This is a genomic window from Salinicola socius (genome assembly GCF_001937195.1).
Classification (GTDB): Bacteria; Pseudomonadota; Gammaproteobacteria; order Pseudomonadales; family Halomonadaceae; genus Salinicola; species Salinicola socius.
Map to the genome: position 1 here is coordinate 135,990 of NZ_MSDO01000022.1, position 15,156 is coordinate 151,145.

The following is a 15,156-nucleotide window of genomic DNA, read 5'->3' on the forward strand; positions in this document are numbered from 1 at the left end:
TCAAATTTTCATATTGCACCGAATGGCAACAAGTATAGTTAGCTTTGTTCATGCTGGTGCAAGTTTTGCCGGAGAATGCAAGAAATGTCGAGTGTGTTTTTATGAAACAAAATGTCGTCAAGCCGTGTTTTCACAGTCAAAATTGTCTACAAAAGGCGACGCCCGTTATTCTTGAGGCGAGCGTGAACGTTTCATGTCGGCGTTTTCCAGTGACGGTTATCCGTGGCATGGGGTTTGGTTACCGGCGTAAAAAGGGCCAGGAGGCAGGCGGCGCTGAAAAAATGAGCGATAAGCCACTGAAAAATAGGGGGTGATTTTTTCATCACAAGAAATGTTTCAAAATGATTCCAATGTAAGCTTTCAGCGGTTTTGGTGTTTTAATATGTATTTTCCCGCACATCCGACGTATTGCCATGTCGCGAATTCGTCACATCCTGGTAGTACCAATATTCAAGCGCACAGGCTAGAAAAGCCATTTTCTTGTTTTTTGCACACGGTTTCCGATGTCAGTGTAATCGGATCGATGCCGAATTGTAGATTTATGAAAATATGGCACGGTATTGGCATGCTTTGATTTGTGAAGGGTGACAGATAAGGATTGGCGCACTTTCAGTAACATCGACTTTCGGAACGTCGATGCCATATTGTCGATTCAATTCGATGGCGGGTGAGATTGGGCTTCGGGGAATGCCGTTATTATCCCGGGGCGGTAGCGTGTTTAAATTCCCGAAATATTAAGTGTTTTGAATAATGCATGTGGTCGGTGACAAACAAGACTCTATCTGGACAAGAGAAGGGTGGTCTGCAGGGATGATGAATTTTTACGGAAGATGGCGTTGTTATTCTCTCCTGCGGAGGAGTCCTGCTCTGTTATTGACGCTGGCCGTAACGCTGGCAGGGGGGGTGTCCGGCTGTGCCTTCGCGCCGGGCGGGAATATCGATTACGACACCGATTCCGCTCCCATCGACGATCTCGTCGACGTGGAGCCGATCACGTTGGGCCTGGTTCGGACGCAGCAGATGGGTTCTCCTGCGATCGATCAGGCGGATATGGGTTCTCCTGCGATCGATCAGGCGAATAGTGAAGCGGCCTTGAGGCAGGTCGCTGGCGGGTCCCGGCAGAAGGTGCTGGACGATCGGTACGATTACCGCATCGGAATCGGTGATGTGTTGTCGATCATCGTCTACGACCACCCCGAATTGACCATTCCGGCTGGCAGCGAGCGACCTACCGAAGATACGGGGAATACCGTCCACAGTGACGGTACCATTTTCTACCCTTACGTCGGGCGCATTCAGGTTGCCGGGCGCACGGTGGAAGACGTGAGATCTCAGTTGCAGCGCCGTCTCGCAACCTATGTCACCGAACCGCAGGTCGACGTCAAGGTCGTGGGCTTCAACTCTCAGAAGATTTACGTTACCGGCCAGGTCGAGAACCCCGGCGTCATGCCGATCACCAATGTGCCAATGACCGTGCTGGATGCTATCAATCTCGGTGGCGGGCTCAATGGCGAGGCCAACTGGCACGACGTGGTGCTGTCGAGAGGGTCCAGCGAAACGCATATCGATGTCTACACCATGTTGCAGAAAGGTGACATGCATCAAAACCGCCTTCTCGAAGATGGCGATGTCTTGCATGTTCCCGATATCGGCAATCAGAAGGTCTTCGTCATGGGTGAGGTGGTGGAGCCGGTGACACTGCCGATGGGTAACTCCCGCTTATCGTTGACCGACGCCTTGTCGCAAGCCGGCGGCATGGATGAGGCGCAAGCCGATGCGAAAGGCATATTCGTCATACGCCAAGCAACGCCGGACAGTGGCAAGCTCGCCACGGTCTACCAACTCGATGCGCGTAATGCCACGGCGTTGGTTCTGGGGGCTCAGTTCATGCTGCAACCCACCGACATCGTGTACGTCACGGCGGCACCGCTCAGTCGCTGGAATCGTGTCGTCAGTCAATTGACACCGACGATTAGCTCCATATATCAGGTAACGCGGGCGACGCGTGACTTCGACGAACTACGCGACGGCAACTGACATGTTCGATCGCATATTGGTGTTGTGTACCGGCAACATTTGTCGGAGTCCGGTGGCTGAAGGACTTCTCAAGCAGCGCTTTCCGGCCAAGCAGGTCGCGTCGGCCGGTCTGGGCGCGTTGGTCGGGGAGGGCGCCGAACCCACGGCGCGCAAGCTGGCGGAGGCCGATGGTATCGATTTGTCCGCTCACATTGCGCGCCAGGTCGATGAAGAGATGCTGCGATCCGCCGAGTTGATCCTCGTCATGTCGGACGGACAGCGACGGTCAGTCGCAGAGCGTTACCCCCCAGCCAGTGGCAAGACGATGTTGTTCACGAGATGGCTCGACGAGAGTGAAGTGCCCGACCCGTACCGCAAGAGCCAGAGTGCTTTCGAACATGTTCATCGCCTGCTGGTGAAAGCCGCAGATGCCTGGGTAGGCAAGATGCCGGACCGCTGAAAGGATCAATAGACCCACATGACTACGAGCAACACATCGACGCCTTCGACGGCGACCAACCATGAAGAGATCGACATCCGGCGATTGCTGGGGATTCTGCTCGACCACAAGAAGTGGGTGTTGGCGAGCGTCATCGGCTTTGCGCTGCTGGGCATCGTCTATGTCAGTCTGGCAACGCCGATTTATCGGGCTGACGCCCTGGTGCAGATCGAGAACGCCACGCCGGGTAGCAACCCGCTCCAAGAGGTTTCCAATCTGCTCGGCGAAAAGCCGCCGTCTCTATCCGAGATCGAGATCATTCGGTCGCGAATGGTGTTGGGACAGGCGGTTGATCTGCTCAATCTGGATGTCAACGTCACACCGGTGACCCTGCCGATCATCGGCACGTTTCTTCAGCGCCGTGGCATTGGTAGGCCGGGTTTTGCCGAAGGTTGGGGCTATGCATTCAGCGGAGAGAGCATCGCCGTCAGTGAAATGCCGGTTGCCGACGACTACCTGGGGCAGACCTTCACGCTCAGGGTACGGGACAGCTATACCTATGATCTGCTGGATTCGGATGGCGATCTGCTGGGAAGCGGCAAAATCGGACAGCTGAGCACGTTCCTGAATGGCGAGGTTGGGCTGCGCGTTACCTCGATCCAGGCCGCTGCCGGCGCCGAATTCAGTATCCAGCATATCTCGCGGTTGGCGGCAATCAATAGTCTGAGAAGCCGTTTGTCGGTGGCAGAGGCGGGCAGCGAGACAGGAATTCTCGACTGGAGCCTGACCGGTCCGGATCCGGATGCCACCGAGAAAGCGCTCAACACGATTGCCGATATCTATTATTCGCAGAACGTGCAGCGTCAGGCCGAGGAAGCGCGCAAAAGCCTGGACTTCCTCAATACCCAGGTTCCGCAGATTCGCGATCAGCTCAATCGGTCCGAGGAGCAGCTCAACGAGTATCGCCAGTCCAAGGACAGCGTCGATCTCTCGATGGAGACGAAATCCGTTCTCGAGCGGATCGTCAATCTGGAATCTCAGCTCAACGAGCTGGAAATGAACGAGGCGGAGATCTCTCAACGCTTCACCAAGAGCCATCCGACCTATCAGGCGCTACTCGAGAAAAAGGCGCAACTGCAGCGCCAGCGGGATAACCTCGATAAGCAGGTCAAAGGGTTGCCTGAGACTCAGCAGGAGATCCTGAGACTGCAGCGCGATGTTGAAGTCACCAACGAGATCTATGTCCAGCTGCTCAACAAGGTGCAGGAGACCAAGATTGCCGAGGCTAGCACGGTAGGAAATGTGCGCATTCTCGACAATGCAGCAGTGCTATCGGTTCCTGTCGCTCCCAATAAATCGCTGCTGGTGGCGGTGGCGATCATTGTCGGCCTGATCATTGGCGTTGCGGGCGTCTTCCTGCGGGCCTTATTCAATCGCGGTATCGAGAATCAAGAGCAAATCGAGGAGCTGGGGCTTCCTGTCTATGCCACGATTCCCTTGTCCGATGAGCAAAGCAAGCTTAACCGCCGGGTCAAACGCTCCAGCAAAGATCAAAGTCGCAGTTTTCCTGGCGGGCTTTTGGCGGCGCGCAATCCAGCTGATGTGTCAGTCGAGGCACTTCGTGGCCTGCGCACCAGCCTGCATTTCGCAATGCTGGAGGCTGGAGATAATCGCCTGATGATCACGGGGCCGAGCCCCGGTGTCGGCAAGAGCTTCGTCAGTGTCAATCTGGCGACGGTATGCGCCCAGGCCGGTCAACGGGTGCTGATCATCGATGCCGACATGCGCAAGGGGCAGGTCCACAGCGCCTTTGGCACGAAGTCCGAAAATGGGCTGAGTGACGTGCTATCCGGTAAGTTGTCGCTGGAGCAGGTCATTCGTGATGTCGATGATATTGATAATCTGCACTATGTCGCCCGAGGAATGGCTCCGCCCAATCCATCCGAGCTACTGATGGGGGCACGTTTTAGCGAGTTCCTGACTACCGTTAGCGAGCGTTTCGATCTGGTCATCGTCGACTCGCCCCCGATACTGGCTGTCACCGACGCCGCCATCATCGGTAAGCAGGTTGGAACGACGCTGGTGCTGGCACGATTCCAGCTCAATCCCGTCAAGGAGATGGAGTTGGCGATCAATCGCTTGAAGACGGCTGGCGTGGAGCCAAGAGGTGCCATCCTCAATGCTGTCGAGCGCAAGGCCGCGACAGAGTACGGGTATGGCTATTACCACTACAGCTATAAATGATGGGAAGTCAGCGAGTGAGGACGCGCACCATCGCGACAAACGACGGACACGCCAGGGGTCGCCATGGCACGATTTCGGGGCACGCTCGATGAACCTGACGCTACGGGGACAGCGGTCGTCGCGACTTCTGGCGCGGCTGCGCGGGGAACTCTTCATCAATCTATGCCGTACTTTTGCCGCGCGTGGGATAGCGGCACTGGGCACGATTTTCCTCGGAATCGTGCTGGGACGGCTATATGGAGCCCAGGGCGTTGGCGTCTTTGCCTTGGCGCAAAGCGTTATTTTCGGGGCTGGTATCATCGCCTGTTATGGGTTGAACGGCTCGCTGATGCGCTACGTCAGCCAGGACAACGACAGCCCCAATATTCTCTGCTATCTGCGTTGGGCCCTGAGGCGAGCCGGCGGTCTCAGCTTAGTGTTCGGCGCCGTGATCGGCGGCCTTCATCAGGTCATCGCAGAGATGTTCGAATCAGCCGAACTCTCCCCGCTGTTGATCAGTATCGCGGTAGCCACACCTGCTTTCACGCTGTCTTTCGTGCTGGCGGGATTCCTCAAGGGCGTCAACATGCCGGCGAGAGCGAGTCTGCAGGAGAATGGTTCGATCTCCTTGCTGGCCGCCGTGTGTATTCTGGGAGCCGTCATCGCGGGAGACGCAAGGTCACTGCCTCAGGCTGGCTGGGCATTCTGCATAGCCGCATGGCTGGTATGTGCTCAGGGCGCGCTACAGGCAGGGCTATGGTTGTATCGACATCCGCGCGTTCGTGATTCGAACACGGTTGATCCGTCGACTCTCCCTTCCCGTAGCGAATTCTTCTCCACGGCCCAGAGCTTCATCGTGCTCAATCTTTCGATGTTCCTGCAGCAGGTGGTCGCCATGTTGATCGCTGGTGCATTGCTCAGCCACGGCGATCTGGGTCTTTTCAAATCGGCGGAGCGGGTAGGCATGGTTATCAGCTTCATTCTTCTGGTCATCAACGCCGTCTTTCCGCCGCGTTTTGCACGACTGTTCCATCAGGGGCGCCACGAAGAGCTGGGTCGACTGGCGCAGCAAAGCTCGCTAGTTGCCGCCGCCATGGCCACGCCGGCGGCAATCGTCTGTCTGGTTTTTCCGGAATGGGTGCTCGGCTGGTTTGGCGAAGAGTTTAGACAGGCCGCGAATTTACTTCGAATAATCGTGATAGGGCATCTTTTCAACGTCATGTTCGGGTCCGTGGGCTTTCTATTGACCATGACAGGACGAGAAAAAGTGATGCGCAATATTTCGTTGGTCTGTAGTGCGCTCGGTCTGCTGGCTTTCCTGGTATTGATACCCATGCTGGGCGCGGTCGGCGCCGCACTATCTTTGGCCATGGTTCTCATGCTGCAGAATTTTGTTGCGGCGATATTCGTGTGGCGGCGAATGGGAATCGTCATGCTGCCGATCCCTTTGGTATCGTCCAGAATCGGATGCGAATGAGTGTTGTGCTCACGCTTGCACCGCCAAATCGCCTAACGGAATAGCAACACCTATGTTAGTCATCAACGCCAGACGTTTGTTCGTAGCGCTGCTCGTCATATTTTCTACCGCGCTGCCGAAATCGGGAGTGGCTTTGGGCGGTATTCCTCTCAACACCATTTATCTTCTAATAGCACTATCGTTTCCGTTCCTGCTCATAAAAGCCATGTTGGGGACGGGAAAGCTTGCGAGACAGGATCGATATTCTGTCTATATCTGGCTTCTGCTGCCTTTCTGGATGCTGTTTTTTACCGTTACGATGCTCAACGGTATCGATAGCATCGGCCTGTATTTTGGATACGTCATGGCGCTCGTTGTCGTGCCGATATTCTTTTATGTCTGGTCAAAGCGTGTATCCGCGGACAGTGTCAATCATCTGCTGGTTTGCCTGAAAAATTGCATCCGCTTTGCCGTTGCCTTCGGGATTTTTCTGTTCCTGCTGAAAATCGCGACGGGTCAGTACTTTTCCATACCGGCATTGACCACCACCTTTGGGGCGGAGACAACCCTGGAGGCGAGAATGAACGACCGTGGTGGACTCTATAAGCTGTTCTCTACCTATAACAACGGCAATATCTACGCTGTGTGCATGATCATGTTGATGCCGGTATACACAGTCATTGAAAAAAACCGTGTGTGGGTATTGGCGCTGATGCTCTCGATCATGCTGACATTGTCTCGTACCGCCTGGGCTCTACTACTCATCTATTGCGTTTTCGAGTATCTCGTCTTCAATAAAGCCATTTCGGTCAAGAAACTGATCGTCATCTGTTTTGCTCTCTGCCTGGTCGTGCCGGGGATCATTGGCTTGCTGGGCGTCATGGGTCAGGACGTCACCTTCCTTTTCGATAGTAATCTCGGTGGTCGAGCTGCCTATCTCGAGTATTTTTTCGAGGCCGGTCTGATCTCACACACACCTCTGTACTGGTCCTACGAAATTCCTTACGTCTCCATCGCGGAATTCGTCGGACTGATTGGATTGATTCCCTTCCTGATGTTCTTCGCCAATATCGTGATAGCGCGAAGTCTTTTCGATGTGTCCCGGCCTATCAGCCGTGGCGCATGCATCGGTTGCATCATGTACTGGGTTGCCACGTTTTCCGATGCGGCGCTGATCCTCGTGCCGACTTTCATCGTTTTTTCCCTGCTGGTAATGCTCTCTTTCAGCGAGTGACTTCATGAGAATCATGCATATCTGCGAGACCGTGACCGGAGGTATCGCCACCTATCTCAACAACGTGGTCTTCGAACAGGCGAAGCGACCGGATGTCGAAGCGGTGACGGTGCTGCTGCCGAGCTCCCAGCGCGAGGAAATCAGTCTCGAGGACGACGCAGTGATGGATCGCAAGGTCCAGTTCATCGGGTTTTCCGGCGATGACCGGCGGCAGCGCCTACGTCATCTGGCCGCTCGGCTGCGGGGAGCGATTGCTGAGGCCAAGCCTGATGTCGTTCACGTGCACAGCACTTTCGCCGGGTTCCTTTGTCGAGCGCTGCCGATCTCTTTTCGTGGCGCCAGACTGATCTATCAACCACACGGCGTCGCGTTCGACCCTCATCGTGTTTCCGGATTCAAGAAGCGAGGCATCCAGTGGATAGAGAAAGTCCTTTACCAGCGCACCGACAGTGTCATCGCGATTTCCGAGTATGAGAAGAAATTGCTGACTGAGGCCGGTATGGGCGACAAGTCGCAGTTGATCAAGAACTGTGTGCGTGACACCCGTGAAGCCAATGGGGGAGCAAACAAGGAAGACTTCTACCTGTTCATCGGGCGTTTCGACCGTCAGAAGGGATTCAATCGGCTTTATGAATTTTGGGATGCAAAGCGTCCCCCTCTAAAGATCGTCGGCGGTAACGTCGTCGATTCGGATGCGGATTTCGCGGTGCGCGACAACATGGAGTTTCTTGGCTGGCTCGATAACGCCACGCTCGATGGACTGATCGCTCGTGCCAAAGCATTGATCGTGCCAAGCCGTTGGGAGGGGTTCGGCCTCGTCGTGCTGGAGGCTTACCGTAATTCGACCCCGGTAATCTGCTCGAATCGGGGCGCCTTGCCGGAGCTGGTAAGTCAGGGCGAAACCGGTTTCGTGTTCGACTTCGATGCTTTCCCGGTCTCTTTGGCTGCGGCAATAGAGGCATTCGACAACTGCGATCAACGAGCCATGGGACAGCGATGCCGCGACTGCTACGAGCGCGATTTCTCGCCGGTCAGCATGAATGCGGGACTCATGAAACTCTACCAGTCTCATGAAACCCTACCAGCCTCGTGAACCCTACCAGCATAAGTGGACAGTGCTATGTATAGTCAGGTGCTCATCAATATCTCCAACCCCGAGGACTACCGCTTTTTCAAGCGTGTCTTCGCGGCACCCAATGCCGGTCGTTGTCGAGTCGACTTCGTGGCCAACAATCTGATCATGTACGTGTATCTGAAGCTCAAGCGCGAAACGGTCTACATGCCGCGCCGCGGGCGTGGACGAACCTGCCGAGAAAATAACTTCAGCATCCTGACCGGTCGTCTGACCCACGCCCAGGCTGACCGGGTCTACTCCGGCTTCGCAGATTTCATCGAGCGTCACCAACCGAAGCACCGATGGGATCTCTATATTTTGCCTAGCGGTCGTCTGGCTTCACAGTCTGCATTGGCAGATCACGCCCGCGCCAACGGCATCGATGTTCTCTATACCGGTTATGGCAACATCGGCAACAAGACGTTTGCGGACCCTCAGGGAACCGACATGCAGTCCTATCTGTACGAGCATGTCGAGGTGCTGGATGACTATCCGGTCGACATCGAAGCCTTCCGACGCTGGAAGCAGGAATACACCGCCGCGCGAATGAAAAGGCACGTTATCGGGCAAGCTCGTAAGCTCGATTTCAAGACCGTTTTTCAGAAATTCGTCCAGGTGGTGGGGTGTCGCATCGAGGCGGTACTGGGTTACGCCGGCGAGAATGCTTACGGCTTCGAAGAGCTCAGGAAACTTCGCAAGGCAGATGAAGTCGCTCTGGACGAGATGGATTGGGAGAGCCCCTATCTGTTTTTTCCGATGCAGGTCAGCACGGATGCGCAGATCATTTTGAATTACCGCAAGAACAGCGTCATCGACGGGCTCAAGGATGCCATCCAGATGGCCAGGGAAAAGGGGTTGAAGCTGGTGGTCAAGCCACACCCCGCGGAGATCAATCAGGCGATACCGTCTATCCTGTCCGGACTGCGCGAGGAGCATGGGTTTCTCATCGTCAACGAAAACACCTTTCAACTGCTGGACCGCGCGGTCGAAGCGGTGACCATCAATTCCACGGTCGGCCTCGAGGCCAAGCTGCTGGACAAGAAAGTGACGTTCCTGGGTAATACGTTCTACGCACATTTCAGCGAGCGGCGTCTGGCGGCCTATATCGGCCACTATCTGGTGGATGAGGATTACTTTCAGGAAACTCCCTTCAGCGAAGCGAATTTCGCTAAGCTAATGGCTCGTGCAAGACTGCATTTTTTGGATAGAAGTGAGGTGGCTTGATGAAATCCGTATCGGTTGGTGGATTGGCCGTCGTCAATGACGGGCCTTTCACGCTATTTGGTGGCGTCAACGTACTGGAAGACCTGGACAGTACACTCAAGGCTTGCGAAGCCTATGTCACAGTGACGCGGAAACTCGGCATTCCCTATGTGTTCAAGGCGTCATTCGACAAGGCCAATCGCTCCTCGATCCACTCTTTTCGGGGTGTCGGGCTTGACGAGGGAATGAAAATCCTCGAAGCGGTCAAGCGCGAGTTCGATGTGCCGGTGATCACCGACGTGCATGAGGTGGCGCAGGCACAACCGGTCGCGGAAGTCGCGGACGTGATTCAGCTGCCGGCCTTTCTGGCGCGTCAGACCGATCTGGTGGTTGCCATGGCCAGGACGGGCAAGCCGATCAACATCAAGAAACCGCAGTTTCTGAGCCCGGGGCAGGTCAAGAATATCGTCGACAAGTGTGCCGAGGCCGGCAACGAGCAAGTCATTCTTTGCGAGCGTGGCAGTTGCTTTGGCTACGACAATCTCGTTGTCGATATGCTCGGCTTCCGTGAAATGATGGATGTCAGCAAAAATGCGCCCGTGATCTTCGATGTGACACACAGTCTGCAACGTCGTGATCCCAGCAGTGAGGCCTCCGGCGGCCGCCGGCGACAGGTGCTGGAACTCGCTCGCTCCGGGATGGCCGTCGGTCTGGCCGGGCTCTTTCTCGAAGCACATCCCGACCCTGACAACGCCCGCTGCGATGGTCCCAGCGCGCTGCCTCTGGACAAGCTCGAGCCATTTCTGACTCAGATCAAGGCGGTCGATGATCTGGTCAAGCACTTTCCCAAGATCGAGATCGACTGATGGCGCGTCCGGATCGTCGAGCCCAGATCGAGCTAGTGCTGTTCGATGTCGATGGAGTGCTCACTGATGGCACCTTGCTGATCGGCCCGGAGGGGGAGGCGCTGAAACCGTTCAACGTGCGCGATGGTGTCGCTACCGGCCTGTTGCGTCAGCACGGTATCAAGAGCGGCGTGCTGTCGGCGAAATCGAGCCAGCCGCTGATTACGCGAGCGACCCAGCTGGGCATGGATGTGATCAAGATCGGCTTCAGCCACAAGCTTGAAGCGATTCGCCAGATCGCCGAGGAGCAGGGCATTCCACCGGATCGCATTGCTTTTGCCGGGGATGACATCATCGATATTCCGGTCATGCGCGAGGTCGCCGTCGCCTATGCGCCGGCGGATGCTCACCCACTGGTCATCGACGTTGCCGATCACGTGATGAAAACCGCAGGCGGGCGTGGCGTTGGACGTGAAATCGCCGAGGATCTGCTGTCAGCCCGAGGTCTCGAGCTAGCCGACATGTATGCCCATATGCTGGGAGACGGCGACGCGCTGCGCCGCCTCGTCCAGTAGTTGCCCCGTAGCGCTGACGCGCCAAAGCGTCAGCGATCGTATCGAGGCGCCGGATTCCCACTCCGGCCGCTGAAGTCATCGCCCGTTCGGGGCGGTGACTGTCTCTGACGCTCGACGATATTCGACATCTGCAAAAACGGTTGCTTTCAGGCGTCCGGTCTCGACGGATGCCCAACCGCTACGACGTTCCGTGAAACGCTTTTCAATCCTATCGACACCTCTGCCACGCGAGGATGACGCGCACTGCGCATGTCCTCGCGTCACAGGGGATCGTGATTTGGCGTACCGATTTATCAACGGCAGTTCCAACCAACTCGGTTTCGAATCCAGGATCAGGGAGGGAATCATCATGAATCTGGAATATCTGGAGACGGCCAGGCAGGTCTTCGTCAAGGAAGCGGAGTCTCTTCTGGAGGTATCGCGCAAGCTGGATAACGACTTGAGCGCGGCCATCGACGCCATCTTGCAGACCCCGGGGCGCGTGATCATCTGCGGCATGGGGAAGTCGGGCATCATCGGTCGCAAGATCGCGGCCACGTTGGCCAGTACCGGAACCCCGAGCTTTTTCATGCATCCCGGGGAGGCCTATCACGGTGACCTTGGCATGGTCACGCCGCATGACGTTTTCCTGGCAATCTCCAACTCGGGAGAAACGGAAGAGGTCATCAAGCTCATTCCCTATCTCAAGGACAATGGGAACTACCTGGTCGGCATGACCGGAAACCGACACTCCACGCTAGCTCGAGCTTCGCATAGCCATCTGGACATCGGCGTCATCGAGGAGGCCTGCCCGCTGCAATTGGCGCCGACCTCTTCAACCACCGCCACGCTGGCGATGGGCGATGCGCTGGCGGTGACGCTGATGAAGGCGAGGGACTTTCAGCCCGAGAATTTCGCCAGGTTTCACCCCGGCGGTTCGCTGGGACGTCGCTTGCTGAGTCGCGTCGAAAACGAAATGCGCAGCGAGAACCTGCCGGTCGTCAAGGCGGAGGCGGAGGTTCTCGATGTGATTCAGGCGATGTCGAGAGGGCAGTTGGGGATGGCAGTCGTTCAGCACAATGGTAGCTGGGGCGTCATCACCGACGGTGACGTACGTCGGGCCATCGAGAGGTACGGCGAGTACGTTTTCTCCAAGAAGGCTTACGACTTCATGACGCCTCAGGCCTCTCGCGTTTCCCCGACCACTCGGGTCGAGGATGCACTGGTGCTGATGGAATCCAAGAAAATCAATGCGCTACTGGTCTTTGACAATGATCGGCTGGTAGGCGTGTTCAAGAAATAAACGGCATGGGTTTTCGCGAAACAAGCGTCAAAAAGAACATCTCAACGGCCATCAGGATGGTATTAGGGGAACGAATATGAAAAGTCTGAATCCTGTAAGGCGGCTGGCACCGGTGATCGACGTGCTGGCCATCGTGCTGGCGGGCATTCTGGCGAATGAGATTCGCTTTGATACGTCACGTCTGGAGAGCGTCAACGCGCTGGTGTTGATCGTCATGGCGCTGGCTGTCGTATTGATCAACCTTTTCGGTGGGGGCTACAGCAAATGGCGTTCGACTCGGCTGCGCAGCCGTATCTATCGCCTGCTTTGGGTATGGGCGGCAGTATTTGCGGCGGTCAGCATGCTGATGTTCCTGTTGAAGCTGTCGGATGCGGTTTCCCGGCAGTGGCTGGTGTTCACCTTCACGCTGTCGTTCTGTCTGGTGGCGGCTTCACGCGCGTTGCTGATGATGCTGGCCATGTATCACAACGGCAGTATCAAGAATCGGCGCAAAGTGTTTCTGGTTGGCCCCGAGGAAAACCTGCTCGACGTCGCGCGCTCGCTGCGTCAGCACCAGGAGCAGGGATACGCCATCGCCGGCGTGTGTCGCGGACGAGTGCTGAGAGCAGAGAAGGCACCGCGCAACCTGGCTCGGCGAGTGGAGAAATCGGGCGCCGATGAGGTGTGGATCTGTCTGTCGGTCTCCGAAGGCGAGCACGTGAAGGCAATCATGTACAACCTGCGCCATCTGCCGCTGGAAATCCGCTTCATTCCGCATTTTGCCGACATTCCACTGCTCAACCATCGCGTCAGCCATATTGCCGGAACGCATGCGATCGATCTCAGCGTCAGCCCGATATCCGGCAGTGCGCTTTGGGCCAAGCGGCTCGAGGATATCATCATCGGTGGCCTGATCTTGCTGCTGATCGCCCCGGTATGCGCCGCCTGTGCAGTCGCGGTCAAGCTGTCATCGCCCGGTCCGGTGCTGTTCAAGCAGTTGCGCACGGGAGCCAACGGCCACGACGTCCAGGTCTACAAGTTCCGCTCGATGAAAATACACCAGGAGAAGAGCGGCCACGTTTCCCAGGCGACGCGCCGGGATCCGCGTATTACCCGAGTAGGCGCTTTCCTGCGGCGTACTTCATTGGACGAGCTGCCGCAGTTCCTCAATGTCATCCAGGGACGTATGTCGATCGTAGGGCCACGTCCCCATGCGTTGGCGCATAACGAGTACTACAAGGATCTGGTCGAGTCCTACATGCAGCGGCATATGGTGAAGCCGGGCATTACCGGGTGGGCTCAGGTATGCGGGTTCCGCGGTGAGACGGACACGTTGGACAAGATGCAGCACCGGGTCGAACACGATCTCTGGTACATCAACAACTGGTCGCTGCTGCTGGATCTGAAGATCATTTTCCTTACCGTCTTCAAGGGCTTTACCGGCAACAACGCCTACTGAGCCGGTTGTCGACAGCGAGTCCAGCGCGCTGCCGTGCCATGCGGACGGCGGCGATGGCAGGGCGCTCCTGACGACACGACGACCTCTCCGACATTCTCTTTTTGACTCCTGCTTCAAGGAAGATAGCCGTGGGACAGACAGTGCAAACACGTTATCGATGGATCGATCTCCTGCGAGGAACGGCAGTCGTGCTGGTAATCCTGCTTCACGCCCAGTACGCCGTGTCCATCCGATATGAGGGCCTATGGTCTTGGCTGCCGCTTCTTTCCGAGTACCTTGCGCCTTTCCGGATGCCGGTGTTGATGTTCCTTTCCGGACTCATGCTCGCGAGGTCACTGGATAAAGGCCCAAGACGATTCTTTATCGGTAAGCTGAAGAATATCGCCCATCCCTACATGATCTGGACGGCGGTGATCTTCCTGCTTTATTCGGTGCGCTGGGCGCTGTTGAACGAGCCAATGCCCGAAGAGCTCTTTCCATTGTTCCTTTATCCGTACAACTATCTCTGGTTTTTGTACTGCCTTTTCATCTATTACGCCGCGGCCTATGTCCTGTTCAAATTAGGGAGCCGATGGGCCGTTGCGATAACGGTAGTCGCCTATCTACTTTACTATTTTCTGACCTCCGCTCTGATGCCGCACTGGCTGCTGGTCGATAATGCCGAAGGCTATGTCGTGCCGACGCTCGGCGCCAAGATCGTGATCTATGCCGTTTTCTTCATGCTGGGTGGCATGCTAGGCGAAAGCCTGGATGGATTTGCCGGCCGCATCGCGAGTCTCAACCCGATTGTCGTGTGGTTGCTGGTGGCACTCTGCGCGGTGGGCTTCATCATGCCATTTCAGATATTTTCCCCGATCTACCTTTTGATATCGTTGGCCTCGCTGATTCCGCTGGCCCGACTGGCGATGCTGAGCTGGATTCAGCGGTGGACCACGCTGCTGCAGTGGTGTGGGCGTCAATCCATCGTGCTGTTCGTCGCTCACATTCCCATTCTGCTCGTCGCCATTACGGTACTAGCCAAAATGATGCCTGCATCCGATGCCAACCTGGTGTTCATTTTATTGTTCTGCCTTACCTTTTTGAGCTGCTGCGTGCTGGCCCGAATGTCCCTGCGCTGGGCCGCGGTCAGATTTCTGTTCTCGTATAACCTCAAACCCCAACGGCAAAGGGCCCAGGCTCGCTACTGAGGGGCTAGCGCTTCTCTTGGTCGTTCGTCTCATTCGAGCGTTCACTCTCATCGGCCTTGGCGTCTCTCCGTGGCGGCGTCGAGGCTTTTTTCATCCCGTGTTTCTGCCTCCCTCTCTGGAGGAGCATGGGCCCTCATTCAGGTT

The 15,156-nt window shown here is 56.3% G+C and carries 13 protein-coding genes; all 13 read left to right on the forward strand.

Annotated features, from left to right (window positions below; genetic code table 11):
- Nucleotides 1-50: 50 nt before the first annotated feature.
- The gene (locus BTW07_RS19660; protein ID WP_144076919.1) at nucleotides 51-314 is read left to right on the forward strand and encodes a hypothetical protein; all 264 of its coding nucleotides are present in this window, start codon (nucleotides 51-53) and stop codon (nucleotides 312-314) included.
- A 499-nt stretch (nucleotides 315-813) separates the two neighbouring features.
- Nucleotides 814-2,037, forward strand: coding sequence for a polysaccharide export protein (locus BTW07_RS15135; RefSeq protein ID WP_075571043.1), 1,224 nt, complete (start codon nucleotides 814-816; stop codon nucleotides 2,035-2,037).
- Nucleotide 2,038: 1 nt separating this feature from the next.
- Nucleotides 2,039-2,476: a low molecular weight protein-tyrosine-phosphatase gene (locus BTW07_RS15140; protein WP_075571005.1), complete on the forward strand. Its 438-nt coding sequence runs from the start codon at nucleotides 2,039-2,041 to the stop codon at nucleotides 2,474-2,476.
- A gap of 18 nt (nucleotides 2,477-2,494) precedes the next feature.
- Nucleotides 2,495-4,699: a polysaccharide biosynthesis tyrosine autokinase gene (locus BTW07_RS15145; RefSeq protein WP_075571006.1), complete on the forward strand. Its 2,205-nt coding sequence runs from the start codon at nucleotides 2,495-2,497 to the stop codon at nucleotides 4,697-4,699.
- A gap of 88 nt (nucleotides 4,700-4,787) precedes the next feature.
- Nucleotides 4,788-6,155, forward strand: coding sequence for a lipopolysaccharide biosynthesis protein (locus tag BTW07_RS15150; RefSeq protein WP_075571007.1), 1,368 nt, complete (start codon nucleotides 4,788-4,790; stop codon nucleotides 6,153-6,155).
- A gap of 52 nt (nucleotides 6,156-6,207) precedes the next feature.
- Nucleotides 6,208-7,368, forward strand: a complete 1,161-nt coding sequence (locus BTW07_RS15155) for a hypothetical protein (RefSeq protein ID WP_075571008.1) — start codon at nucleotides 6,208-6,210, stop codon at nucleotides 7,366-7,368.
- 13 nt (nucleotides 7,369-7,381) lie between these two features.
- On the forward strand, nucleotides 7,382-8,461 hold the full coding sequence (locus tag BTW07_RS15160; protein WP_244158388.1) for a glycosyltransferase family 4 protein: 1,080 nt from the start codon (nucleotides 7,382-7,384) through the stop codon (nucleotides 8,459-8,461).
- A gap of 129 nt (nucleotides 8,462-8,590) precedes the next feature.
- Nucleotides 8,591-9,706: a capsular polysaccharide export protein, LipB/KpsS family gene (locus tag BTW07_RS15165; protein ID WP_158025886.1), complete on the forward strand. Its 1,116-nt coding sequence runs from the start codon at nucleotides 8,591-8,593 to the stop codon at nucleotides 9,704-9,706.
- A complete protein-coding gene (gene kdsA, locus BTW07_RS15170) occupies nucleotides 9,706-10,551 on the forward strand; it encodes a 3-deoxy-8-phosphooctulonate synthase (RefSeq protein WP_075571011.1) in 846 nt (281 codons plus the stop codon). Before BTW07_RS15165 ends, kdsA begins: the two co-directional genes overlap by 1 nt.
- Nucleotides 10,551-11,105, forward strand: a complete 555-nt coding sequence (locus tag BTW07_RS15175) for a KdsC family phosphatase (RefSeq protein ID WP_075571012.1) — start codon at nucleotides 10,551-10,553, stop codon at nucleotides 11,103-11,105. Before kdsA ends, BTW07_RS15175 begins: the two co-directional genes overlap by 1 nt.
- A gap of 349 nt (nucleotides 11,106-11,454) precedes the next feature.
- Entirely contained in the window at nucleotides 11,455-12,387 is a 933-nt protein-coding gene (locus BTW07_RS15180; RefSeq protein WP_110641549.1) for a KpsF/GutQ family sugar-phosphate isomerase, read from the forward strand.
- Nucleotides 12,388-12,463: 76 nt separating this feature from the next.
- On the forward strand, nucleotides 12,464-13,825 hold the full coding sequence (locus tag BTW07_RS15185; protein WP_075571013.1) for an undecaprenyl-phosphate glucose phosphotransferase: 1,362 nt from the start codon (nucleotides 12,464-12,466) through the stop codon (nucleotides 13,823-13,825).
- 128 nt (nucleotides 13,826-13,953) lie between these two features.
- Nucleotides 13,954-15,012, forward strand: coding sequence for an acyltransferase family protein (locus BTW07_RS15190; protein ID WP_075571014.1), 1,059 nt, complete (start codon nucleotides 13,954-13,956; stop codon nucleotides 15,010-15,012).
- The last annotated feature ends 144 nt before the right edge of the window (nucleotides 15,013-15,156 follow it).